This is a genomic window from Gaiella sp. (assembly GCF_035558935.1).
Classification (GTDB): Bacteria; Actinomycetota; Thermoleophilia; order Gaiellales; family Gaiellaceae; genus Gaiella.
In genome coordinates, this window is sequence record NZ_DATMBZ010000067.1 from 14790 (window position 1) to 38032 (window position 23243).

27 protein-coding genes and 1 other RNA gene are annotated in these 23243 nt (G+C 70.4%); 20 read left to right on the plus strand and 8 right to left on the minus strand.

Annotated elements, in window-relative coordinates:
* Positions 1-34: 34 nt before the first annotated feature.
* The gene (locus tag VNM44_RS07050; RefSeq protein WP_325624190.1) at positions 35-1948 is read right to left on the minus strand and encodes a protein kinase domain-containing protein; all 1914 of its coding nucleotides are present in this window, start codon (positions 1946-1948) and stop codon (positions 35-37) included.
* 36 nt (positions 1949-1984) lie between these two features.
* On the opposite strand from VNM44_RS07050, the gene VNM44_RS07055 reads away from it, so the two are divergent.
* The 4 genes from VNM44_RS07055 to VNM44_RS07070 all read left to right on the plus strand — a co-directional run bounded on the left by VNM44_RS07055 (position 1985) and on the right by VNM44_RS07070 (position 6288).
* Positions 1985-2782, plus strand: a complete 798-nt coding sequence (locus VNM44_RS07055) for a serine/threonine-protein kinase (RefSeq protein ID WP_325624192.1) — start codon at positions 1985-1987, stop codon at positions 2780-2782.
* 127 nt (positions 2783-2909) lie between these two features.
* Positions 2910-3701 carry a cell division ATP-binding protein FtsE gene (gene ftsE / locus VNM44_RS07060; protein WP_325624195.1) on the plus strand — a complete coding sequence of 264 codons (792 nt, stop codon included), beginning with the start codon at positions 2910-2912 and terminating at the stop codon, positions 3699-3701.
* Positions 3698-4570 carry a permease-like cell division protein FtsX gene (gene ftsX, locus VNM44_RS07065; protein ID WP_325624198.1) on the plus strand — a complete coding sequence of 291 codons (873 nt, stop codon included), beginning with the start codon at positions 3698-3700 and terminating at the stop codon, positions 4568-4570. The genes ftsE and ftsX overlap by 4 nt, the downstream gene beginning before the upstream one ends.
* A gap of 152 nt (positions 4571-4722) precedes the next feature.
* A complete protein-coding gene (locus VNM44_RS07070) occupies positions 4723-6288 on the plus strand; it encodes a helicase-related protein (RefSeq protein WP_325624201.1) in 1566 nt (521 codons plus the stop codon).
* A 5-nt stretch (positions 6289-6293) separates the two neighbouring features.
* Here VNM44_RS07070 and VNM44_RS07075 read toward each other — a convergent pair whose 3' ends face one another.
* On the minus strand, positions 6294-6557 hold the full coding sequence (locus VNM44_RS07075) for a SemiSWEET family transporter (RefSeq protein ID WP_325624204.1): 264 nt from the start codon (positions 6555-6557) through the stop codon (positions 6294-6296).
* 190 nt (positions 6558-6747) lie between these two features.
* Here VNM44_RS07075 and VNM44_RS07080 point away from each other — a divergent pair, with 190 nt between their 5' ends.
* Positions 6748-7110 carry a cyclic nucleotide-binding domain-containing protein gene (locus tag VNM44_RS07080; protein ID WP_325624206.1) on the plus strand — a complete coding sequence of 121 codons (363 nt, stop codon included), beginning with the start codon at positions 6748-6750 and terminating at the stop codon, positions 7108-7110.
* Positions 7111-7156: 46 nt separating this feature from the next.
* Positions 7157-7612: an SsrA-binding protein SmpB gene (gene smpB, locus VNM44_RS07085; protein ID WP_325624208.1), complete on the plus strand. Its 456-nt coding sequence runs from the start codon at positions 7157-7159 to the stop codon at positions 7610-7612.
* Here the strand turns inward: smpB and VNM44_RS07090 are convergent.
* Positions 7609-8226 carry a PadR family transcriptional regulator gene (locus tag VNM44_RS07090; RefSeq protein ID WP_325624211.1) on the minus strand — a complete coding sequence of 206 codons (618 nt, stop codon included), beginning with the start codon at positions 8224-8226 and terminating at the stop codon, positions 7609-7611. The two genes, smpB and VNM44_RS07090, sit on opposite strands and share 4 nt — an antisense overlap.
* Positions 8227-8293: 67 nt before the next feature.
* Here VNM44_RS07090 and VNM44_RS07095 point away from each other — a divergent pair, with 67 nt between their 5' ends.
* Complete coding sequence (locus VNM44_RS07095) at positions 8294-8638, plus strand: hypothetical protein (RefSeq protein ID WP_325624214.1); 345 nt, start codon at positions 8294-8296, stop codon at positions 8636-8638.
* Positions 8631-9206, plus strand: a complete 576-nt coding sequence (locus tag VNM44_RS07100; RefSeq protein WP_325624218.1) for a GNAT family N-acetyltransferase — start codon at positions 8631-8633, stop codon at positions 9204-9206. Before VNM44_RS07095 ends, VNM44_RS07100 begins: the two co-directional genes overlap by 8 nt.
* An 18-nt stretch (positions 9207-9224) precedes the next feature.
* Here VNM44_RS07100 and VNM44_RS07105 read toward each other — a convergent pair whose 3' ends face one another.
* The gene (locus VNM44_RS07105; RefSeq protein WP_325624221.1) at positions 9225-10133 is read right to left on the minus strand and encodes a GNAT family N-acetyltransferase; all 909 of its coding nucleotides are present in this window, start codon (positions 10131-10133) and stop codon (positions 9225-9227) included.
* Positions 10134-10208: 75 nt separating this feature from the next.
* Here VNM44_RS07105 and VNM44_RS07110 point away from each other — a divergent pair, with 75 nt between their 5' ends.
* The 3 genes from VNM44_RS07110 to VNM44_RS07120 are packed head-to-tail and all read left to right on the plus strand — an operon-like array spanning position 10209 to position 13875.
* Positions 10209-10682, plus strand: coding sequence for a (2Fe-2S)-binding protein (locus VNM44_RS07110; RefSeq protein ID WP_325624224.1), 474 nt, complete (start codon positions 10209-10211; stop codon positions 10680-10682).
* Complete coding sequence (locus tag VNM44_RS07115) at positions 10679-13033, plus strand: xanthine dehydrogenase family protein molybdopterin-binding subunit (RefSeq protein ID WP_325624226.1); 2355 nt, start codon at positions 10679-10681, stop codon at positions 13031-13033. Before VNM44_RS07110 ends, VNM44_RS07115 begins: the two co-directional genes overlap by 4 nt.
* Entirely contained in the window at positions 13030-13875 is an 846-nt protein-coding gene (locus VNM44_RS07120) for a xanthine dehydrogenase family protein subunit M (RefSeq protein ID WP_325624227.1), read from the plus strand. Before VNM44_RS07115 ends, VNM44_RS07120 begins: the two co-directional genes overlap by 4 nt.
* Before the next feature lie 96 nt (positions 13876-13971).
* Here VNM44_RS07120 and VNM44_RS07125 read toward each other — a convergent pair whose 3' ends face one another.
* Positions 13972-14919, minus strand: coding sequence for a MoxR family ATPase (locus VNM44_RS07125; RefSeq protein ID WP_325624229.1), 948 nt, complete (start codon positions 14917-14919; stop codon positions 13972-13974).
* A 136-nt stretch (positions 14920-15055) separates the two neighbouring features.
* On the opposite strand from VNM44_RS07125, the gene VNM44_RS07130 reads away from it, so the two are divergent.
* Complete coding sequence (locus VNM44_RS07130) at positions 15056-15541, plus strand: hypothetical protein (RefSeq protein ID WP_325624232.1); 486 nt, start codon at positions 15056-15058, stop codon at positions 15539-15541.
* 22 nt (positions 15542-15563) lie between these two features.
* Here VNM44_RS07130 and VNM44_RS07135 read toward each other — a convergent pair whose 3' ends face one another.
* The gene (locus VNM44_RS07135; protein ID WP_325624234.1) at positions 15564-15995 is read right to left on the minus strand and encodes an SRPBCC domain-containing protein; all 432 of its coding nucleotides are present in this window, start codon (positions 15993-15995) and stop codon (positions 15564-15566) included.
* A gap of 57 nt (positions 15996-16052) precedes the next feature.
* On the opposite strand from VNM44_RS07135, the gene ssrA reads away from it, so the two are divergent.
* Positions 16053-16421, plus strand: a transfer-messenger RNA (tmRNA) gene (gene ssrA, locus VNM44_RS07140).
* Positions 16422-16635: 214 nt separating this feature from the next.
* Here ssrA and VNM44_RS07145 read toward each other — a convergent pair.
* Positions 16636-17019 carry a nuclear transport factor 2 family protein gene (locus tag VNM44_RS07145; RefSeq protein WP_325624238.1) on the minus strand — a complete coding sequence of 128 codons (384 nt, stop codon included), beginning with the start codon at positions 17017-17019 and terminating at the stop codon, positions 16636-16638.
* 83 nt (positions 17020-17102) lie between these two features.
* Here VNM44_RS07145 and VNM44_RS07150 point away from each other — a divergent pair, with 83 nt between their 5' ends.
* The 5 genes from VNM44_RS07150 (at position 17103) to VNM44_RS07170 (ending at position 22058) form a co-directional block, all read left to right on the plus strand.
* Positions 17103-17543 (plus strand): DUF3237 family protein, encoded by a 441-nt coding sequence (locus VNM44_RS07150; RefSeq protein WP_325624240.1) that lies wholly within the window; start codon positions 17103-17105, stop codon positions 17541-17543.
* 82 nt (positions 17544-17625) lie between these two features.
* Complete coding sequence (locus VNM44_RS07155) at positions 17626-18291, plus strand: M15 family metallopeptidase (RefSeq protein ID WP_325624242.1); 666 nt, start codon at positions 17626-17628, stop codon at positions 18289-18291.
* A 263-nt stretch (positions 18292-18554) separates the two neighbouring features.
* Positions 18555-19127, plus strand: a complete 573-nt coding sequence (locus tag VNM44_RS07160; RefSeq protein WP_325624244.1) for an NADPH-dependent FMN reductase — start codon at positions 18555-18557, stop codon at positions 19125-19127.
* 175 nt (positions 19128-19302) lie between these two features.
* Complete coding sequence (locus VNM44_RS07165; protein WP_325624246.1) at positions 19303-20649, plus strand: GGDEF domain-containing protein; 1347 nt, start codon at positions 19303-19305, stop codon at positions 20647-20649.
* A gap of 83 nt (positions 20650-20732) precedes the next feature.
* Complete coding sequence (locus tag VNM44_RS07170; protein WP_325624249.1) at positions 20733-22058, plus strand: acetamidase/formamidase family protein; 1326 nt, start codon at positions 20733-20735, stop codon at positions 22056-22058.
* 24 nt (positions 22059-22082) lie between these two features.
* Here the strand turns inward: VNM44_RS07170 and VNM44_RS07175 are convergent, their stop codons facing one another.
* A complete protein-coding gene (locus VNM44_RS07175; protein WP_325624252.1) occupies positions 22083-22325 on the minus strand; it encodes a MoaD/ThiS family protein in 243 nt (80 codons plus the stop codon).
* Between the two features lie 188 nt (positions 22326-22513).
* Here VNM44_RS07175 and VNM44_RS07180 point away from each other — a divergent pair, with 188 nt between their 5' ends.
* On the plus strand, positions 22514-22834 hold the full coding sequence (locus VNM44_RS07180) for a metalloregulator ArsR/SmtB family transcription factor (protein ID WP_325624254.1): 321 nt from the start codon (positions 22514-22516) through the stop codon (positions 22832-22834).
* Between the two features lie 64 nt (positions 22835-22898).
* Positions 22899-23243, plus strand: a complete 345-nt coding sequence (gene trxA, locus VNM44_RS07185) for a thioredoxin (RefSeq protein ID WP_325624257.1) — start codon at positions 22899-22901, stop codon at positions 23241-23243.

A 23243-nucleotide genomic window follows, 5' to 3' on the forward strand; every position in this document is an offset into this window, starting at 1 on the left:
GCTACGACGCGCGGAGAACGAAGGGAAGAGCCGCTCAGCGCTCGCGCAACCGGGCGCCCGGGCTCGTCCACACACGGCCGAAGGCGGTGACGATCCCGCCCGGCGCGGCGCCGAGCTCGATCGTCTCGAACGAACCGTCCCGTGGGTCGAGTCGCGTGACGGTGCCGTCGCCGCCCGATGCCGTCCAGACGACCCCGTCGGCGGCGACGTCGACGGCGCCGGGGGCTTCCCCGACGGGGTACGAGTCGTCGACGGTGTCACCCGCGGGAGGGATCTGGAACAGCCTCGCTCGCGAGTTGGCGACGAACCAGGTCGCGTTCTTCCCGGTTGCGATCGATGCCGCGCTCGAATCGACCACGCCGTTCACCGGGGTGTGATTGAGCTCGGTTCCGGTCTTCGGATCGAGCTTGTTCACACCGTTGATGCCGCCGAGCCAGATCGCCTGCTCGTCGACGGCGATCGACAGGGAGGCGCCGAAGCCGTCCGTCAGCGTCTTCGGCTGCCCGCTCACGGGGTCGATGCGGGTCACCTCGCTGCTCCCGCGCTCGAGCGCCCACACGGCACCCTGCCCGGTCGTGAGGACGACCGTGTTGCGCTGGATCGACAGCGTCCCGGTCCGGCTCCGCTCGATCGTGATCGACTGCTTCAGGTCCTCGAGCTCAGGCCCGATCTGCAGAACGGCGAGGCGACGTCCCTGGTTCACGGCGACCCAGACCGAGCCCTCGCCGACGGCGAGCCCCATCGGGATCCCGTCCGCGGGGACCCCTCGAGTCGGTGGGACGACCTCCATCGTGTCCGGGTCGATCCGCGTCAGCGTCTTCGCGTCGGGGTCGAGCACCCACAGGAATCCCTCCCCGGCCGCGATCAACGACGACTCGAAGCCGAGCGGGATCTCCGCGGCGAGCTCGCCTGTCGCGGGGTCGATCACGCCGACCGACCCGGGCTCGATGTGCGACAACCCGCCCGAGCCGCCGAGCAGCAGGAGGGCCGCGGCCACAGCGACGACAACGGTCCCTGCGGCCACGCCCAGCCCGATCAACGCTCTCCGGGACAGCCCGGCGCGCCGCGCGCGCCGTCGGCGGAGCGTCGTCGGCCGCTCCTCGAGCCCGAGCGCAGCCCGTGCCGAAGCGACGAGCTCCCCGCAGCTCCCGTACCGCTCCGAGGGTAGCTTCGCAAGGGCCCGCGTCATCACCTCGTCGATCTCGTCGCCGAGCTCCGGGTTGACGTCGTGGAGCGTGGCGGGCGGCTCGTGCACGTGCGCCCACAGGGTCGCGACCTCGGACTCGCGGGCGAAGGGCCGCCGCCCGGTAAGGCACTCGTACAGCACGCAGCCGAGCGAGTACACGTCCGCGCGGGAATCGATGCGGTCGCCGCGGATCTGCTCGGGCGAGACGTACTCGATCGTCCCGACCAGCTCGCCGGTTCCCGTCAGCCCGGAGATCGACGACGTCTGCTTCGTGAGGCCGAAGTCGGTGAGGTAGCAGTGCTCGCGACCCGCCCCGCCGGTGATGAGGACGTTGCCAGGCTTCACGTCGCGGTGGACGAGGCCTCGCCCGTGCGCGGCATCGAGCGCGTCGCCGATCTGCTCGACCAGTCGCAGCGCCCGCGCAGGAGTGAGCGGTGCTTCGCGGGCGATCAGCTCCCGGAGGTCGTAGCCCTCGACGTAGCGCATGGCGAGGTACAGCTGGCCCTCCGCCTCGCCGGCCGCGTAGATCGGGACGATGTGTGGATGGTCGAGCGACGCAGCCGTCTGCGACTCGCGCAGGAACCGATCGCGGAAGCGCTCGTTCCCCGCCAGGTCGGGGATCAGGAGCTTGAGCGCGACCTTGCGGCCGAGGCGGACGTCCTCCGCGCGGTACACGGCGCCCATGCCGCCGCGCCCGAGCAGCTGCTCGAGCCGAAAGCCGGCGATCTCGCTTCCCGGCCGTGGGTCGGACCCGACTGGCAAACACCCTCCTGAACGACTCGCGACGAGAATACGGCGATGGGCGGCGAGTCGCGAGTCGGCGGATACACACTCGAGGCGGAGCTCGGCCGGGGAGCGCTCGGTGTTGTCTACCAGGGTCGCTCGGCAGATGGACGCGTCGTGGCGATCAAGACGTTCGAGCCCTCGCTGGCGGAAGACGAGACGTTTCGGGCAAGGCTTGCACGCGAGGCTCGGGTGGCGCGCGAGGTGGTGGATTCGCACCTCGTCCGCATTCTCGAGCTCGGCGAGGCCAACGGCATGCCGTTCCTCGTGCTCGAATACCTCTCCGGCGGATCGCTCGCCGACCGGCTCGCGGAGGGGTCGTTGACGGGCGACCAGATGATCCGCGTCGTGGCGTCGGTCGCGGCCGGTCTCGACGCGCTCCATCGAGCCGAGATCGTGCACCGGGACGTCAAGCCGTCGAACATCCTCTTCCGCGAGGATGCCTCCGCTGCGCTGACGGACTTCGGGCTCGCGAAAGGAGCGGCCCTCACCCTGCTGACCCGCCGCGGTCAGGTGCTCGGCACGCTCGATTACTTGGCGCCGGAGGTCCTGCGCGGTGGCGAGGCGACGCCGGCGAGCGACGTGTACGCGCTCGGCTGCGTGGCGTTCGAGTGCCTCGCCGGGCGCCCGCCGTTCGGAGACCGGAGCCTCTTCGGCGTCGGCACCGCACATCTCGAGGACGATCCGCCGTATCCGCCGGCGCTTCCGGAGCTCGGGCGCGCGGTCCTGACCGCACTCGAGAAGGACCCGGTGCGGCGACCGCCGACGGCGACGATGTACGCGCACATGCTTGCTGCCGCAGCTCGAGGCTGATCTAGGGGATTCGGCGGGCGAATCCCTGCTCGTAGGAGGGTTCGTCGCAGGACTCGGCTACAATCGAGCGAACCTGAACCGGAGCGGCCATGGGGGTCCTAGCCGCGTCGAAGGCTCACACCGGTGCATGGACGACCTCCTCACACCCACGTCTGACTCTGCCGCCGCGCTCCTCGAGGGGCCGGACGTCGCCGCGATCGAGACGAACGGCGCGAACGCTGCCTCGCCGAGCGCGATGATCGTGCTCGAGGACGTCCGCAAGGTCTACGACCCGGACGTGGTCGCGCTCGACCGGGCGTCATTCGTGATCGAGAAGGGTGAGTTCGTGTTCGTCGTCGGCCCCTCCGGGTCGGGCAAGTCGACGATCATCCGGCTGCTCCTGAAGGAGCTCGAGCCGACCTCGGGACGCATCATCGTCGGCGGGCGCGACCTCACACGCCTCAAGCGCTCCAAGGTGCCGCTCCTGCGCCGCAACGTCGGCTGCGTCTTCCAGGACTTCAAGCTGCTGCGTGATCGCTCGGCCTTCGAGAACGTCGCGTACGCGCTGCGCGTTCAGGGCGAGTCGTCGACCTCGATCCGCAAGAAGGTGCCCGAGGTGCTGGCGCTCGTCGGACTGGCACACAAGGCCGGCTCGCGCCCGGACGAGCTCTCGGGCGGCGAGCAGCAGCGCGTCTCGATCGCCCGCGCCGTGGTCAACCACCCACCGCTTCTGATCTGCGACGAGCCGACCGGCAACCTCGACCCGGACACGTCGGTGGGGATCATGCAGCTCCTCCACCGCATCAACACGGCCGGGACGACGATCCTGATGGTCACCCACGACCGCGAGATGGTCGACAAGATGCGCAAGCGCGTGATCGCACTCGACAGCGGGAAGGTCGTCCGCGACGAGCGCCGCGGCGGGTACGAGACCGAATGAGCCGCTTCAAGCTCGTCGTCTCGGAGGCCTTCCGGTCGATCGGGTCGAACATCTCCACGTCCTTCGCGGCGACGATGACCGTCCTGATCGGGATGTTCCTGCTCGGGCTTCTGATCGCGCTCGGCTCGTGGGTCGTGTCGTGGTCGGACCACGTGAAGGAGCAGCTCCAGGTGAAGGTGTTCTTCGTCGAGGACGTCACCGGGAAGCAGGTGAACTCCGTCGGGGCATTCCTCCGCTCGGACGACCGGATCAAGGACTACCAGTTCATCTCGCGCACCGAGGCGCTCCAGCGGATGAAGAGGCGCTACCCGGAGCTCACGGCGAACCTGCCCACGAATCCGCTCCCCGATTCGTACGAGATCACGCCGAAGCACGCGGAGGAGGTCAAGCAGCTGTCCACGGCGATCCGGGCACAGAAGTTCGCCGGCGTCGAGCGGGTCAAGGACGGGCAGCAGACCTCGAAGCGGATCCTCCAGGTCGCGCGGGTGATCGAGGTCGTGTTCCTCGTCGCCGTCGTCGTGCTCCTGGCGGCGTCGGTGCTGCTCATCGCCAACACGATTCGACTCTCGATCTTCTCGAGGCGACGCGAGATCGAGGTGATGAAGCTCGTCGGCGCGACGAACTGGTTCGTCCGCGGACCGTTCATGGTCGAGGGTCTCGTGTGCGGGCTCGTCGGTGCGCTCGCGGCCGTCGTTCTCCTGTTGATCGGCAAGGAGGTCGCCCTGCCCTCGATCCTCGGCCACATCGACTCGTCCGACGACGTCAAGGCGCTCGGGTTCACGCTGACCGCCCTGATCCTGCTCGCGGTCGGCCTCGTCGTCGGCGCGCTCGGCTCCGGCCTCACGCTGCGCCGATACCTCAAGGTCTGAGACGCGCGACTGGTGTCCGACTTCAGGTCGGACACCAACAGCCCCGCGGCTACGGTTGCCCAATGGCACGCAGCCGCCGATCCCGCCCGCCGCGCCGGCCTTCCCGGGCGGCGCGCCACGCACGAGCGAGCGGTGCCTACAAGCGCGCGGCGGTGCGGAAGGCCGAGGACCGGATCGAGATCCGGCTGCCCGAGCGCCGCACCCCTCCGGAGACGGTGGTGGCCCACCTCGGGCCCACGAACTCGGGCAAGACCCACGACGCGCTCGCCTTCCTCGCCGAGCGCGGCCGCGGCGTCTACGCCGGCCCGCTGCGAATGCTGGCGCAGGAGGCCCATCGCCGCCTGTCAGCGCAGCTCGGCCCCGGGAAGGTCGGTCTCGTCACGGGGGAGGAGCGCGTCGACGAGCACGCTCCGATCCTGTGCTGCACCGTCGAGATGGCGCCCGCGTCGGGCGACGTCCTCGTCCTCGACGAGGTGCAGTGGGCCGACGACGAGGAGCGCGGCGCCGCCTGGACGCAGCTTCTCCTCGCCGGTGAATACCGCCACCTCCGGCTGCTGGGGGCGCTCGACGCGCTTCCACTCGTCCGTCATGCGTTTCCCGGGGCGGAGCTCCGTGTCCACGAGCGGAAGCTTCCGCTCGAGTTCGTCGGCGCGCGACAGCTCCGCGCGCTGACGCCCGGGACGGTCGTCGTCGCCTTCAGCCGCCGGGCGGTGCTCGCGCTCGCCGGCGAGATCAACCGGCTGCAGCCCGACCGCGTCGCCGTGCTGTACGGCGCCATGCCGCTCGCCTCCCGGCGCGAGGAGATCGACCGCTTCCTCCACGGTGCCGCCGCCGTGTGCGTTGCCACCGACGTCCTCGGCCACGGCGTCAACCTTCCCTGCGAGACGCTCCTCTTCGCGGAGACGACGAAGTTCGACGGCGTCGAGCGGCGCGACCTCCTGCCCTGGGAGCTCGCGCAGATCGCCGGGAGGGCCGGCCGCTTCGGGCTCGTCGAGCGCGGCCATGTCGGCGTTCTCGTCGGAGTCCCGTGGGCGAACGCCGACCCGGGGCTGGTCGAGTCGGCGCTGGAGCCGCACGTCTCCCTTCCCGAAGGGCACCGCGGCTACCGCATCGTCGACGAGGCGCGTATCGGGCCGCGCCTCGGCGACCTCGGCGTCGACGACGCGCGTGAGCTCGACGCCGCGCTTGCGGCCTGGCATCGAGTCGCCACGCGGCAGTGGGCGCACGAGAGCTGGCTCGCCGTCGAGTCGCTCGCCCCGATTCGCGGTCGGCTCGCAATCGTGATGCGCCACCTTCGCGAACGCGGGCGGCGGCTCGGGCTCGAGGAGACGTGGCAGCTCGTCAACGCACCGATCGATCCCGAGGGTGGCGAGCTGCTCGGCGTCCTCGCACTCGCAGTCGCCGGCGACCGGGCGCAGCGCCCGCTGCTCCAGTTCCTCCTCGACACCTCACGCCTCCGCGACGCCACCCTCGAGGAGGCCGAGGAGGCCGGGCGCGTCGCCTCGATCCTCCGCTGGTTCGCGCTGCAGTACCCAGGCGTCGGGGGGGTCACGATCGAACGTGCCGCAGAGCTCGAGCGGGCGGCGGCGGAGCGTGTCGTCCGGCGCCTCGCGGTCGAGGTGCGCGACGGCACGATCGGCCGCTGCCGCTCGTGCGGCAGAAGCTGCCCGCCGTGGTTCCCGCTCTGCGAGCGGTGTGCACGCACGGGACGGCGATAGCCGCGTCAGCGGAGCCGCATCACCATCGCCGTCGTGATCGTGTACGACGTGATCGCCACGGCGTTCGAGACGATCAGCGCCGCGTTGCCGAGCGCGACGCCGTAGGCGAGCCAGAGGACGAAACCGGCGAGCAGGACGAGGAGGAACGGCAACGAGACGTCGGCGGACGAGCCGCGCGAGACCATATGGCGGACCTGCAGGAGCGGCGACAGGCCCATGGCGACGCCGAAGGTGGCTGCCGCGAGGCCGAGGCTGGTGGTGATGTTCAAGGAAACCTCCGGGAAGGACGAGGGACGGCGACGGTTCCCGTCTCAGTCGCGGAGGTCGCCGCGCTCGCGATCCTCGCCGTAGAGCGGTGGCCGGAGGTCGAGCGCATGCACGGGACGACAGTAGCCGACGGCCTGATATAGAGACGCGGTGGACGTCGCCGAGCTCCGATCCCTTCCTCCGCTCGCGAGGATGAGCGAAGTCGGTCTTGCGCGCGTCGCCTCTCGCGCGGCGACGTTTCACGCAGAGGAGGGGCGCGTCCTCGCGCTCGAAGGCGATCCCGGCGCCGGCATGTTCATCCTCTGCGAGGGCACGATCGCCGTCGAGCTTCGCTCGGGAAGCCTGGAACTCGGGCCGGGCGACTTCTTCGGCGAGCTCGCGCTGCTCGTCGACGACGGCGCCCGCGTCGCGCGCGTCCGCGCGATGACGCCGGTCCGGTGCGTCTCGATCCCGCGCGAGGAGTTTCTCACCCTGGTCGAGACCGAGCCCAGCTTCGCGCTGCACATGCTGCGCGAGCTCGCGCGGCGACTGACCGAGGCGCGCGCCGCCGTCTGAGGATTCCGGGCCGGGCACCGCAGAACCCCGCGGCTACGATCGCGCCGTGTCCGGGACGAAGACGATCGCCGAGAACCGCCGTGCGCGGCACGACTACCACCTCCTCGAGCGGCTCGAGGCGGGCCTTCAGCTGACCGGGACCGAGGTCAAGGCGTTGCGCGAGTCGGGTGCGCAGATCGCGCAGGCATACGCCGAGATCCGCGACGGGGAGGCGTGGCTCGTCGGCGCATCCATCTCCGAGTACGCGCGCGGGAACATCGCGAATCACCGGCCCGAGCGCGATCGCAAGCTCCTGCTCCACCGACGGGAGATCGACTCGCTCTACGGCAAGGTGCGCGAGAAGGGCTTGACGATCGTCCCGACGAGGCTCTACTTCAAGGACGGGCGGGTCAAGGTCGAGCTGGCGGTCGCGCGCGGCAAGGAGCGGATCGACAAGCGCCGCGACCTCGCGGAGCGCGACGCAAAGCGCCAGATGGAGCGCGCGCTCAAGGCGCGACGCTAAGCGCCCTCGATCGCGTCTTTCAGAACCTTCAGCGCCCAGCCGACGTCAGGCGTGCGCGTGTCTCCCCACTCGGAGACCTCTGCCTTTGCCCAGCGGGCCCAGTCGGCGAGCGCGCGACCTTGGGCGATCCCGAGCGACGCGATGAGCGCGTTCACGTGGATGCGCTCCGGGAACGGACCCTCTCCCCGCGCGTAGTCGCCACCGAGCGTGGCGAAGTGGTCGACCTGCGACGCTGCGTCGGCTTCGAGGCGTTCGAGTGCGGCGATGAGATCGGCTTTCGTCCCCGAGTTCCCGAACAGCACGCGGAGGTGCGCCTCTGACTCCACTCGCTGAGGTGCCGGTGGCGTTGCAAGCCAGTCGCGGAATGCGCTGCGTCCCTTCTCCGTGATCGAGTACACGGTGCGCCTTCGGTCTCCGTTCCACTCTTCGCGCGCGTCGGCCAGCCCGGCCTCGACGAGGCGCTTCGGCTCCGCGTAGAGGTTGCTCTCCGCGCGCGGCCAGAAAAAGTGCAGAGACCGCTGGAGCTGTTTCGCCATCTCGTAGGTGGCCCACGGCTTGACGGCGAGGAGCCCGAGAATCGCGTACGAGGTGGTGGTGAGCTGACGACTTGACATTTGCTCCTACCAGGAGTATATATTACTCCTATCAGGAGAGTCCTGTCGGGAGTATAAAGGAGGAACCATGAGTCGGTCGCTTTCCATCGTCAGCCGCATCGTCGTCGCGGTCGCCCTCGTCGCCACCGTCGCGTTCGGGTTCGCGTCGACGGCGCACGCCGACGACTGGGCCCGTGACGAACTCGCGGCAGAGGCGCTCGCGTCCCTCGATCCGGCCATTCGCACCGCAGTCGCGGCACGCCGGCTCGACGCGGCCGCGACGGCCGGCGTCGACGTCTCGACGCCCGTCGTCGACGAGGGGTTTGCGTGGGGCGCCGCCGCCCTCGGCGTCGGCGTCGGCGTCGCGGCGATGTGCGCCTTGTACGGGTGTGTCACGCTCCTCCGACACGATGGGCGACTGCGGCATGCCTGAATGCCAAGCGGGGATCCAGACGTCCATCCGTCTGGATCCCCCCGGCTTCTCCGTCCGTCTCGCGGTGAGGGCGGAGCTCGACGAGATCGCCGCCCTCTTCGCGCCGGGGCTCGAGCGCTACCGCGGCGGCGGCGGCGACCGGATCCTGGATGCCTACCTCCTCGATCTTCTCGACGTCCGCAGCCGGTTCGACGTCGCGGAGACGTACGTCGCCGTGCGCGACGAGAGGATTGTGGGCTCGGTGGCGTTCTATCCGGACGTCATCCTGGAGGGATGGAGCAATCTTCCTGCCGGCTGGGCGGGGTTCCGGGCGCTCGTCGTCGATCCCCACGTTCGCGGTGCGGGGATCGGGCGCGCCCTCGTCGACCGGTGCCTCGAACGCGCCCGCGCAGTCGGGCGACCGACGCTCGGCATTCATACGGTTACGTTGCTCACCGACGCGATGCGTCTGTACGAGCGCGTGGGGTTCACGCGCTGCCCCGAGTTCGACCTGCGCGCGGCCGATGTCTTCCCGACCGCGACCGGCGACGACCTGACGGGCCTCGCCTTCCGGTACGACCTCCGCTGACCTCGGCTCGAGAGCCGGTCAGGCGATCGGGCCGCGCACGGTGACCGAGCCGGGCTCGACCACGTAGCCGTACCGCTCGTTGAGCCGCCGAATCGGCTCGTTGCGCTCCTCGTTCTGCGTCTCGAGCCGCTCGTAGCCCTGCTCCTTCGCCCACGCGATCTCCGCGGCCTTGAGCGCCGCTGCAATGCCGCGCCCCCGCCAGGCCCTCCTGACGCCGGTCATGTCGTGCATTGCGACCGTCGGACGGGCGAGGGAGAGCGCCAGCTTGGCGTACGCGACCACCTCGCCGTCGGCGAGCGCGAGGAACGTCGCCTCGGGCCGGTCGCTCGCGCCCTGCATGTCCATCGACAGCCACTCCTCGAACGGCGCCACCTCGGCCTCCTCCTCGCCCGGGACGTCGGGATACGCCTCCCGCGCGACGGCGTACATCTCGCGCTCGACGCCCGTCCGCTCGGCCCAGGTGACGATCTCGATCCCCTGCGGTGGGACCACTGCGGGGGGCTCGATCGCCCGGAGGTCGAGGACGAGCATCGAGTTGCGGCCGACCTCGACGAAGCCCCGTCGCTCCGTCCAGGCGAGCGACTCCGCGTCGACTTCCTTGACCGGCCCCATGAGTTCCGCGTACCCGAGCCTGCGCGCCCACACCGAGAGCTCGCCGAGCAGCGCGGAGCCCACGCCGCGACCGCGCTCGGCGCCGATGACGCGGATCTCGCCGCGCGCGACTCCCTCGGGCGAGTGCCAGCCACCGACGCCGATCGCGGTGCCGACCTCGCGCCCCGCGTCACTGGCGAGGAGCCAGACCGTCTGGCGCGCCTGGCGCTTCCAGTCGAGGTAGCCCTCGACCGTGTCCGCCTCGTCGAGCGCCGCCCTCGCGATGCCGATCCAGCGCTCGAGCTCGTCCTCGCGTACCTCGCGAACGTCCGTCATCGCGCGCAGCCTACGGCAGCTCGGCCGGAAGCCGGGTAGTAGGCTGGACCCGGCCACTCGACGAAGGGAGGCAGGATGCGGCACGTTGCGTTGACCGTGAACGGGACGCGGCACGAGCTCGAGCTGGAGCCGCGCGAGTTGCTCGTCTACGTCCTTCGCGAACGACTCGGGCTGACCGGGACGAGCGTGGGTTGCGACACATCGTCCTGCGGCGCCTGCACGGTCCTGCTCAACGGCGAGTCGGTGAAGTCCTGCACGCTGCTCGGCGTCCAGGCCGACGGCGCTCAGATCACAACGATCGAGGGGCTTGCCTCCGACGGCGAGCTCCATCCCGTGCAGCAGGCCTTCCACGACAACCACGCGCTGCAATGCGGCTTCTGCACGCCCGGCATGGTGATGGCCGCCGTCTCGCTCATCGAGCACGGGGAGGCCACCGACGAGGGCGCGATCCGGATGGGTCTCGAAGGCAACCTCTGCCGCTGCACCGGGTACCACAACATCGTTCTCGCGGTGGAGCAGGCGGCCGGCGTGATGGGGAAGGCGTCGTGAGCGCCACCGCGGAGAAGACCGCGTATGTCGGCTCGCCCGTCAAGCGGCGCGAGGACCGGACGCTCCTGACCGGTCGCGGGACGTACGTCGACAACATGACGCCGGTCGGCACGCTGTCGATGGTCGTCGTGCGCAGCCCCTTTGCGCACGCCCGCGTCACGAGCATCTCGCTCGACGCCGCTCGCGCTTCCGAGGGCGTCGTCGCGGCGTTCTCGGCGGCCGACCTGCAGGACGACTGGAAGGCTGCGATGCCGTGTGCCTGGCCGGTGACCGAGGACATGAAGAATCCGCCCCACTACCCGCTGACCGACGTCGCGCGGTACCAGGGCGATGGGGTCGCCGTCGTGCTCGCCGAGACACGGGCGCAGGCCAAGGACGCCGCCGAGCTCGTGGAGATCGACTGGGAGCCGCTCGACGCGGTGGTCGACGTCGGAAAGGCGCTCGAGGACGGCTCGTCGCTCGCGCAGCCCGAGCTCGGGACGAACGAGTGCTACGTCTGGCGACTCGACACGGACGCGACGGGCCAGGCGATCGACGACGCCGACGTCGTCGTCACACGGCGCTACTACCAGCCGCGACTGATCCCCAACGCGATCGAGCCCCGGGCGGTGCTCGCCGTTCCCGGTCCCGCCGCAGAGGTCACGCTCTATGCAGCGACCCAGATCCCGCACATCCTCAGGCTCCTCGTCGCGGCGACGCTGGGCATGAGCGAGACGAAGCTTCGCGTCGTCGCCCCGGACGTGGGCGGCGGCTTCGGCTCGAAGCTGGACGTCTACGCCGAGGATCTGCTCGCAGTGGCGCTGGCGCGGCGGCTCGGCCGTCCCGTCAAATGGACGGAAGAGCGGTCGGAGAACTACGTCGCCACGATCCACGGCCGGGACTTCGTGACGGAGTACACGCTCGCCGCGACGAAGGACGGCACGATCACGCACTGCCGCGCCCGCGTGACCGCCGCGATGGGCGCCTACCTCCAACTCGTCACCCCGGGCATCCCGTTGCTCGGTGCCTGGGTCTACGCCGGCCCGTACGCGATCCCGAACTACAGCGTCGAGTTCACCGGCGTGTTCACGAACACCACGCCGACCGACGCGTATCGCGGCGCCGGGCGCCCCGAGGCGACGTACGTGATCGAGCGCACGATGGACGCGCTCGCCGACGAGCTCGGCATGGACCGCGTCGAGCTCCGCCGCAAGAACTTCATCACCGAGTTCCCGGCGACGATCGGGTCGGGGCTGACGATCGACTCCGGCGACTACGTCGCCTCCCTCGACAAGCTGCTCGAGCACCTCGACCTCGACTCCCTGCGCGCCGAGCAGACGAAACGGCGCGAGAACGGCGACTCCAGACAGCTCGGCGTCGGATTCTCGACCTACAACGAGATGTGCGGCCTCGCACCGTCCCGGATCCTCGGCGCGATCCGTTACGCGGCGGGCGGCTGGGAGCAGGCCACGATCCGCTATCTCCCGACGGGCTCGGTCCAGGTGATCACGGGTACCTCTCCCCACGGCCAGGGGCACGAGACGTCATGGGCACAGATCGTCGCCGACCAGCTCGGGTGCGACATCGACGCCGTCGAGGTGCTCCACGGCGACACGTCGGTCTCGCACGCGGGTCTCGATACCTACGGCAGCCGCAGCCTGCCCGTCGGCGGCGTTGCGCTTTGCTACGCGGCGGACAAGGTGATCGACAAGGCCCGCCAGATCGTCGCGCACCAGCTCGAGGTGTCGGCGGACGATCTCGAGTACGCCGGCGGGACCTTCACCGTCAAGGGCTCGCCGGACAAGGAGATGACCGTCGCGGCGGCCGCCTGGGCCGCGTTTGCGGCGCACGACCTGCCTGACGGCATGGAGCCGGGCCTCGAGGCGACGGCGACGTACGATCCGCCGAACTTCTCGTGGCCGGGCGGCGCACACGCCGCGGTCGTCGAGGTCGACACGGAGACCGGCGACGCGCGTCTCGTCCGTTACGTGGCGATCGACGACGTCGGCACCGTGGTCAACCCGCTGATCGTCGACGGGCAGGTGCACGGAGGAATCACGCAGGGCATCTCGACGGCGCTCTACGAGGAGGGCACGTACGACGAGAACGGGTCGCTGCTGACCGCGAACCTCGTCACGTACCTCGTGCCCTCGGCCGCGGAGCTGCCCTCGTACGAGCTCGACCGCACCGAGAGCAAGAGCCCTACGAACCCGCTCGGCGTCAAGGGGGTGGGGGAGACGGGGACGATCGCCGCGGCGCCCGCCGTGATCAACGCGGTGCTCGACGCGGTCTCGCACCTCGGAGTCAAGGACATCCAGATGCCGGCCACGCCCGAGCGTGTCTGGCGCGCGATCCAGGAGGCGAAGGCGTGATCCCTGCACGGTTCGACTACGACGTCGCCGAGAGCGTCGACCACGCGATCGAGCTGCTCGGCGCGGGCGGCGGTGACGCCAAGCTCCTCGCCGGCGGCCACTCGCTCGTCCCCGCGCTCAAGCTCCGCATCGCGCGCCCGGCGAAGCTCGTCGACATCGGACGGCTCTCCGATCTCGCGTACGTGAGAGACGGAGGCACCCACGTCGCGATCGGCGCCCTCACACGGCATGCGACCGTCGCTGCCGACGACACGCTCGCCGAGCATTGCCCGATCGTTTCCTTCACCGCAGGTCAGATCGGCGACCCGCAGGTGCGGCACTGCGGCACGCTCGGAGGGACGCTCGCGCACGGCGATCCCGCATCCGACATGCCGGCCGTGATGCTCGCGCTGGGAGCAGACCTCGTCGCACGCGGGAAGGGCGGCGAGCGGGTCATCGCTGCGACGGACTTCTTCACCGGCGTGTTCGAGACGGCGCTCGCACCGGACGAGGTGCTCGTCGAAGCCCGCGTCCCGAAGCTTGCGGGCTCGACCGGTTGGAGCTACATGAAGGCGAGCCGTCGCGCGCAGGACTGGGCCACGGTGGGCGTCGCCGCGCTCGTCCACCGCGACAATGGGTCGATCGCGGGCGCGTCAATCGGGCTCGTCAACATGGGCGGGACCCCGCTGCGGGCCAAGGCGGCCGAGGACGCCCTCGCCGGCGGCACGTCCGCGGCGGACGCGGCGATGCTCGTCACCGACGGCGCCCAGCCCCCGAGCGACCATGCCGGATCCTCCGAGTACCGGGCGCACCTCGCGCAGGTGATGGCGCGCCGCGCCCTCGAGCAGGCGTTGGGCGACTGAGGGCTCGAGGAAGAGGGGCGAGGCTGAAGCCACGCCCCTCTCCGACGGTCCGGGGCGGGGCTTCAGCCTCGCCCGTCTCCGCCCTGCGTGGGCTTCCTACGGCTCCGCGAGAATCGGCGAGTCGAGCGCGATCTGGAGGGCGTCGGCCGGCGAGACGTCGTCGTCCTCGACGATCAACCGGTGCGGGAGAACGTACTGGGCCATCGTCCGCACGTCCTCGATCGTCACGGTGTCGCGCCCCTCGAGCCGCGCGTTCGCCTTCGTGGCGCTCATCAGGTGGATCGCGGCACGTGAGCTCGCGCCGAGCATGACCCCGTCGAGCACGCGCGTCTTGCGGACGACGCCCACCACGTACCTCGCCACCTCCTCGGGCACGATCGTCGCGTCGAGCTCGATGCGGGCCTTGTCGAGGCCCACGATCCCGAGCAGCGGCATGATCTCGCCGAGCATGTCCGGCGTCACGCCCGTATGGGGCAGCCGGAGCATGTCCACCTCGTGCTCGAGGTCGGTGTAGTCGATGTAGACCTTGAACAGGAACCGGTCGAGGTTCGACTCGGGGAGCGGGAAGACGCCCTCCTGCTCGAAGGGGTTCTGCGTCGCGATCACGAGGAACGGGTCGGGCAGTCGGTGCACGCGGCCCTCGACCGTGACGCTGCGCTCGGCCATCGCCTCGAGCAGCGCGGCCTGGGTGCGCGGCGGCGTACGGTTGATCTCGTCCGCGAGCAGGACGTTGGTGAAGATCGTTCCGGAGATGAACTTCGTCTCTCCGGCGCGGGTGACGTTCTCGCCGACGAGCTCGCTCGGCGTCGTGTCCGGCGTGAACTGGACGCGGTTGAAGTCCGCGCCGAGCACGTAGGCGGTCGCGCGCCCGAGCAGCGTCTTCGCCGTGCCGGGCGGGCCTTCCAGCAACACGTGGCCGCGCGCCATCGCCGCGATCAAGAGCAGCTCGACCGCGCGGCCCTGGCCGACGACGACCTTGCCGACCTCGGCCTTGGCGCGTTCCCTGAGCGTCGCCAGGCTCTCGTATTGATACGTGATTGGCACGCGGGCCTTCCTCCTCGAAGCTCGTTCGCTTGTCCCCCAGACGATAGTCGGCAGATCGGCGGGACTTCTCAACCGCAATTCGGTGGCTTTGCTCGCCCGCACCGACACGCCGTCCCGCCGCGTACACTCCCGCCCCGTGCGGAGCTTCTGGCACCGGCCGCTCGGATCGAAGCTGATCATCCTGCTGAGCGCGGCTTTCCTCGTCGAGATGCTGGCGCCGTGGACGCGGGTGTGCGTCGCGACGGGCGACGTCGGCTCCCGGAAGTGCGGCTGGACGACGGGCTACGAGGGATCGGACTTCGCGCTCTACGCGGCGCTGTTCGCGCTCGCGATCCTCGTCTGGGAGCTCCTGCCCATCCTGATTCCCCGGTTCTCCATGCGCGGGTGGCCCACGGCGATCGTGACCGCGATTCTCGGTGTGGGGCTCGCCATCTGCACGCTCGTGAAGGTGATCGAGGACAACGAGTTCCAGACCGGCTGGGCGTGGGTCGGCCTCGCGATCGCGCTCGCCGTGATGCTGATCGCCCTGATCCGCGTCCGCTATCGCTGGGGGACGCGCGGCCGGGACAGCGACGAAGCGGCGCCTGCCGCCGTTCCCGACCCGGGGACCCAGCCGCCGTAGCGGCTCCGACCGCGTCGATTCGTCACGCGAGGAAGCGCGCGAGTCTCTCCAGCGTCTCGGTCCACCCGACCCGGTGCAGCTCGTAGCGCGCGTCCGTCGCGAACGGGCCCTGGTCGAGTGCGACGAGGGTGCCCTCCGCTTCGGCCGCGAACGTCAGGCTGACCAGGGTTTCGCGGTCGTCCGGATCGGGCGGGTCCCATACGAAGGTGAAGTCCAGACGGTGGGGCGGCTCGACGACGCGGAAGTTGCCGCGCAGGTGGAAGACGTCTCCTTCGGGCGGCTGCATGGCGATCCGATATCCGCCGGCGACATTCACGTCGAGCGCCTCCACGGTGGACGTGAAGCCGGAAGGGCCCCACCATGCCGCGAGCGACTCTGCTTCCACGCATGCGCGGAAGACGCGGTCGGGCGACGCGCTCATGAGCCGCTCGAGATGGAGCTCCAGGCCCGGCATTCCCTTCGATCAGGAGGATTGCACGCTGTAAGCAGCTATCCTAAGACGACAACATACGGGGGCGACCAGGTCTCGACGTGGTCGGTTCTCCGGTCGAGCAGCGAGCCGAGGTCGCCGGTCGGCCTCGTAAAACAACCGGCACAAAAAGCAAGTGCGAAGAACGATCTCGCACTCGCCGCCTAGCACACACTAGGTCAGGCGACGTCCCATCCCGGTTCGGCCCGAGGCCGGGGTACGGGGCGCCAACGATCGGGCTAGGAGCCGAAGGAGCGCCAATCGCCGGAGGCTCGACACCCAAAGGATAGGCTGGCCCGCCGGTAGGGCGTCCGCCCCCGGCCGTCGGGCGAGACGAAAGCGCGGACTACGCTCGTAGACGTTCGGACGGTACGACCGCGGACGCGGGTTCGATTCCCGCCGCCTCCACTCGATAGGCGCCCCACGTGCGTGTTAGCACCGAATGTGACTGCGTCGCGGGCGGAGAGTGAGTACCGCAACGCCTTGTCACCGGGAGACACGGTGAAGCTGCTGTTCGCGTTCGAGTCGACCCCTGTCGGCTAGCTGACCGATCGCTGCTTCTTGGCCGGCTCGGGCGACGGGCGCCGGGACGAGCAGCAGGGCCGGTACGTGCCGGTCTGGGCAGCTACTCCGCCACGATCTTCCAGTACGAGTCCTTCTTGACGATCTGGCCGTCGCGGAAGGTCCACAGATCGCAGCCTCGGAGCTCGAGCCGCTCTCCCTCGGTCGTCGTTCCGGTGAGTGTCCATTCGGAGACCCCTCTGTCGCCGCTGGCCCAGTGCGAGCCGTCGCCGTAGTGGACGTCGGGGATGCCGGCGAACCGGGCAGCGAATCCCTCGCGCACCTCGACTCGCCCTACGTATCGACGTCCCCAGGGCTCAGGGCCCTTCGGCGACTCGAACACCGCGTCCTCGGCGAAGAAGGCCATGATGGCGTCGACGTCGTGGCGGTTGAATGCCTCGGCGATCGCCTCCAGGGTCCCGGTCGTCACGGTCTCGGTCGTCTCCATCGCCGTCCCTCCCCGGTGGTGGGCTCGTGTCAGAGCGGATAGCCCTGCGGGAGTCTAGGCCGGGCTCCGGTTATGGTCCCCGCGTGCGTCTCGAGCCGCTGACGGTCTTTCGCTGGAGCTATGACGCCGGCGCCCGCATCGGCGCGCCCGGGTACGCCATCGTCAGTCCCTACGGGAGCGACGAGGGCATCGGCTACGGCGAGGGCCACGGAACCGCGACCGGTCTGGTCGAGGGCAGCGTCGTCTGGGCGAACTACCCGCGGCGCCGCAGCGACGGCCGGATGCTCCCGGACGTTCGCGGCCTCATTACGACGACCGACGGAGCGTCGATCCTCTTCGAGCTGCGGGGGCGGACGATCTTCGAGGGCGACGAGCCGGGGCGGCAGAACCTCGTCGGTTGGCTCGAGTCGGATCACGAGCGCTACCGCTGGCTGAACGACGTGGTGTGCATCGCCGAGGGCCAGATCGGTGCCGAAGGCATCGAGATCCACCTCTACACCGGCATCCACGAACTGCCCGCGTAGCGCTCGCAGAGCGACTGTCGGAGACGCGAGAGCTCCACCCGGGCGCGGGGACCGGAGCGCGACGCCGGGGTAGGCTCGAGAGGTGATTCGCCTCCTCGCGCTGTCGCTCGTCGTCGCTGCGCTCGGCTCGGCCACGACGGCTGCCGCCGACGGCTCGTACCGGTCGAGCGTCCGGCCTCTGCCGGCCGAGCTGCGGGGCCGGCTGCAGGGCGAGTCCTGGCGTTCGGGTTGTCCCGTACCGCTCTCCGGGCTGCGCGTGCTCACCGTCACGCATCTCGGCTTCGACGGCCGCCGGCACACCGGGCAGCTCGTGGTCAACGCGGGCGTCGCCTCGCGGCTCGTCCGCGTCTTCCGGAGGCTCTACGAGCTTCGCTTCCCGATCCGCCACATGCGGCTCGCCGACATGTACGGCCCGCGCGACGGGCGTCCCGCCGACGGCGACGTCACGGGGTCGTTCCGCTGCCGGCAGGCCGTGCCGTCGCCGTGCACCGGAGGCTCGGCGAACGGCTCGTGGTCGAACCACGCGTACGGCCACGCGATCGACCTCAACCCGGTCGAGAACCCGTATGTCGGCTGCGGGCGCACGCGCGACCCTTCGAGCGCCCCGTATCTCGACCGCTCGCGGTTGCGCAAGGGGATGGTCACGCCCGCCGTCATTGCCGCGTTTCGCTCGATCGGCTGGGGCTGGGGCGGCAGCTGGGCCGGCAGGACGAAGGACTACATGCACTTCTCTACCACGGGCCACTGAGCTGTCAGCTGTACGTCGGGAGGCCCGGGCCCGCGACCGCGAGTGCGAGCTCCACGGCGCGGACGAGCGGTTCCGGAAGCTGATCCCGGTCCAGGCCCGCGAGGCGCTTCCAGGCGCGCTCCGGCTTCCGCGCGCTGCTGGACGCTGCGGAAATCGACGACCGTATCCCGCGAAGCAGTGGGCTCACGGCACACGTGTCACATCGGTGTTCGCTGTGCGAAAAATGACCGTCGACGTGACCCGATGAGCGAAAGGATCGTGTTGTGACCACGTACACAGTCGGATACCTGGTCGGGAGCCTCGCCTCGGACTCGATCAACCGCACGCTCTCGAAGGCCCTGATCCGTCTCGCGCCGCCGAGGCTCGAGCTCACGGAGATCCCGATCGGGGAACTGCCGCTCTACAGCCGGGACTACGACGCCGAGTATCCGCCCGCCGGCCGGGAGTTGAAAGAGGCACTCGCCGCAGTCGACGCCGTGTTGTTCGTGACGCCGGAGTACAACCGCTCCATCCCCGGTGCGCTGAAGAACGCGATCGACTGGGCGAGCCGGCCGCGCGGGTCGAACTCGTTCGCGCGGAAGCCGTCGGCGGTGATCGGCGCCTCGACGGGAAAGATCGGAACCGCCGTGGCGCAGCAGAGCCTGCGCAGCGTGCTCAGCTTCTGCAACTCGCCGCAGATGAACGCGCCCGAGGCGTACATCCAGTTCACGCCCGGGCTGATCGACGACGACGGCCGTGTGACCGTGGAGAGCACGGAGGGGTTCCTGCGGACGTACATGGCGGAGTTCGACGCCTTCATCGAGCGCGTCCTCGCGGTTCTTCCGCCCGAGGGCTGACCCGAGGCGCCGCGCGCTGCTCGACGCTGACTTCTGTTCGATCCCTCGGACGGGGGAGGTCGGCGCCCGCGCCGACGAAGACGATCAGTCAGATCTTGGGGGAGAGGGTGCCATGTTTCCGTGCGGCGACCGGGCGGTCCACGCCCTCGTCGGGCCGCGTCCCGGAGCCGGATCGTTGAGCACGGCGCTCGGTCTCGCCGGTCTCGAGTCGCGGATCGCCGCCGAGCCGCGTCCGTGCGGCGTCATCCTCGTCGACCTCGACGACATGAAGGACGTCAACGACCGTCACGGTCACGAGATCGGGGACCGGGTCCTGCGGAGCGCCGTCGGACGGTTGGCCTCTGTCGTGCCGTCCGGATTCGCCGCTCCGATCGGCGGCGACGAGTTCGCGCTCCTCGTTCCCGGGTTGGACGACGAGGTCGCGCTCGACTGGGTCGTGACCCGGGTGGGGCAGATGCTCGCCCTGCCGTTCGACGTCGGCCTCGACGGGCCCGTCGAGGTCAGCGCGACGGCCGCCGGCGCCGTGTGGCGACCCGGCGACGATCCACGCTCGGTCTTCGGCGCCGTCGACGAGCGGGTGATGGTCGGGAAGGTGTACCGGCGCGAGGACGGCTTCGGCAAGCTCGCCGACCTCGTGGCCGACGTCCTCGACCGCGCACCCGAGGTCGAGCTGCTCGACGCCGCTGCGGGCGCCGTGCGGCACCTTGCGGACGCCGACCTCGGGCTCATCCTCGTCTCCGGCGAGGTCGCGTTCGCACCGGAGGTCGCGGCTGCGGGCGCCGTGGAGATCGCCTCGCGGGCCGCCACGGAGGCAGCCGAGCTGGGCCGTTTCGTCGACACCGCCGACGCCGGCTGGGAGGTCGTCGCCGCTCCGCTCGGCGCGCCGGGCTCGCTCGCCGGAGCGGTCGCGGTGCTCCAGCGCGGCTCGCGCTTCGGGCGTCGCGAGCGAGTCCTGGTCGCTCAGGCCGGGCGGCTGCTCGGGCCGAGCATCGCGGCGCGGCGCACCCTCGAGGACGCGCTGGGACAGATCGCCGCGCTCTCCGAGCAGGCGCTCCAGGACGAGACCACGGGGCTGCCGAATCGGCGTGCGCTCCTCCGTTGGCTCGCCGAAGTGGGCGACGACACGCCGCTCGCCGTGCTCCTCGTCGACTTCGACGGGCTGCGGGCCGTCAACAACGTGCTCGGCCATCACGCCGGCGACGAGCTGATCCGGCGCGTCGCGGCCGGGATCCAGGAGTCGATCCGCCCGACCGATCTCGTGGCGCGGCTGCACGGCTCCGGCGGTGACGAGTTCGTCGTGTGTTGCCCCGGGCTCGGCGAGGAGGAGGCCGCGGATCGCGCTTCCGAGCTCGAGCAGCATCTCCTCGAGCTCCGCATGCCGCGTGCGATCCGGCACCTCTACCGCGGCGCGTCCGTCGGGAGCGCCGTGCGTTCGCCACGCGAGGATCCCGTCCTGTTCATCGAGCGGGCCACGGTCGTCCTCCACCGCCGCAAGGCTGTTCGCCGCGGAGAGCACACGTAGGCGAGGCCTTAGCGGTAGGCGCAGCCTGGACGGTGGTACCGTCGCGGCAGCGGTCCATACCTGTCGATCGAGGAGGCCACGCCATGGCTGTCGAGGAGAGGACGCGCACGCGGCAGGGTGCCGAGACGGTGTTCGTCGACCGGTTCTGCGACGGCATCATCGGCCCCAGCACCGAGTCGCTCGGGCCCGTGCGGGACGGTGGGCACATCGTCGCCAACACCGCACCGGGATGCTGGGGGCCGATGATCACGCCCGCCATCAAGGGCGGGCACGAGGTGACGCTGCCCGTGGCCGTCGAGGGAGCGGAGGTGGGCGACGCCGTCGCGATTCACATCCGCGACATCTCCGTCACGTCGATCGCGACCGCCTCGGGGAACGACCGTTTCGTCGAGGGACGCTTCAACGGCGATCCGTACTGCGCGAAGGTCTGCGCCTCGTGCGGCGCGGAGGACGAGGCGACGGTCGTGCAGGGGATCGGCCCGGACTCGGTGCGTTGCGCCGTCTGCGGCGAGCCGGCCGCACCGTTCGCCTTCACGAACGGCTACACGATCGCGTTCGACGACGAGTGGGGGGTCGGCGTCACCGTGGGGCGGGAGCAGGCCGAGGCGTTCGCGCAGGACGCCTATGTCGCCGCCGCGCTGCCGGAGCATTCGATCCAGAACCCGATCCTGCTCTTCGCGCCGCACGATCTCGTCGGGGTCGCGACGCGCTTGCGGCCGTTCATGGGCCAGCTCGGCACGACCCCGGGCGTCGACCTGCCCGATTCGCACAACGCGGGCGACTTCGGCGCCTTCCTCCTGGGCGCTCCGCACGCGAGAGCCGTGACCCCGGACGAGCTCGCCGAGCGGACGGACGGTCACATGGACATCGACGCCGTCCGGGCCGGGGCGATCGTCGTGGCGCCGGTCAAGGTCCCCGGCGCGGGGATCTACCTCGGCGACATGCACGCGATGCAGGGCGACGGGGAGATCGCAGGGCACACATGCGACGTGTCCGGCACCGTCACGCTGCAGGTCGAGGTCGTCAAGGGCCTGGAGCTCGACGGGCCGCTCATCCTGCCGCTCGCCGAGGACCTGCCGCTGCTCGCACGGCCGCTGTCACCCGACGAGCGGAGCCGTGCGGCGGAAGTCGCGGCCCGCCACGGCGTCGAGGTGGAGGAGTCGCTGCCGATCTCGGTGGTCGGAACCGGGCCGGACCTGAACAGCGCCGTCGACAACGGCCTCGCCCGGGCGGCCGCGCTGCTCGAGATGACGGTTCCCGAGGTCAAGAATCGCGCCACGATCACGGGCGCGATCGAGATCGGTCGGGCTCCCGGGGTGGTGCAGGTCACGTTCCTCGCGCCGGCCTCCCGCCTCGCGAGGCGCGGGCTCGAGCAGCTCGTTCGCACGCACTACGGAATCCCGGCCTGAGGCTCGGCGTCCGACCGCGGGCGGTCACCCGCCCGCGGCCGGCACGAGCACGTCGAGCCGGTCGCCGTCGGCGAGCACGCGGTCGTGTGTCACGATCGAGCCGCCCGCGACGACTGCGAGCCCGTCGCAGGCGCGCTCGCCGAGCGCCCCGTCGGCGGCGAGGGCCTCGAGCAGATCGCACACGCGCGCGCCCGGGCCTAGCTCGACCACGCGCCGGTTCCCGAGCTGTTCGGCGAGCGAGCCGGAGAGCCGCACCGTGATGTGCATCCCGGAGATCAGAGGAGGATACTCGGGTCGCTACGCCCCCCAGACCCGCGCGACAGCATGCTCGATGCGCGCGCGGATCTCCGCCGCAACGGGATCGAGCTCCTCGCGTTTGGAGGTGGCGACCATGTCCAATCCTCTTTATATGAATAATTGACCAATCAGGAAAATAGATGCTACCATGACTCGCAGTGGCAGGTGTGCCGGCAGCGATGCTCGACGCGGCGGCGGAGCGATTCCGCCTCCTCGCCGATCCGACGCGGCTGCGCCTGCTGAACGAGCTCGAAGCGGCCGACGAGATCCCCGTCGGCGAGCTCGCCGAGCGGGCGGGCGTCGGCCTGTCCAACACGTCCAAGCACCTCCACCAACTCGAGCGCGCCGGCCTCGTCGGCAGGCGCCGTGTCGGCACGACGATCCTCTACCGCGTCGCTGACCCGGTGATCCCGCAGCTCTGCGAGATCGTCTGCGCGTCTCTGCGCCGCCGGTACGCGGCGCTCGCCGAGCAGGCCTGAGCGCCGGCCGGCGCCGACACGCGGAAACCACGCGAACCAACGAACGAAGGAGAACAGCGAGACCATGGACACAACCACAGAGACGTTCGAGCTGGACGTCATCCAGCGCTCGCACGAGCTTCCGGTCGTCGTCGACTTCTGGGCCGCCTGGTGCGGCCCGTGCCGGATGCTCGGCCCGGCGATCGAGCAGGAGGCGGCGAAGCGCGAGGGCAAGCTCGCGCTCGTCAAGCTCGACGTCGACGCCGAGAGCGAGATCGCCGGCCGTTACGGCGTCCAGAGCATCCCGACGGTCGCTGTCTTCCGGAACGGCGAGGCCGTCACAGGCTTCGTCGGCGCGTATCCCGCGGCCACGATCGGCAAGTTCTTCGACGACCTCCTCGCGAAGGAGGAGAGCGCTGCGGCTGCCTGA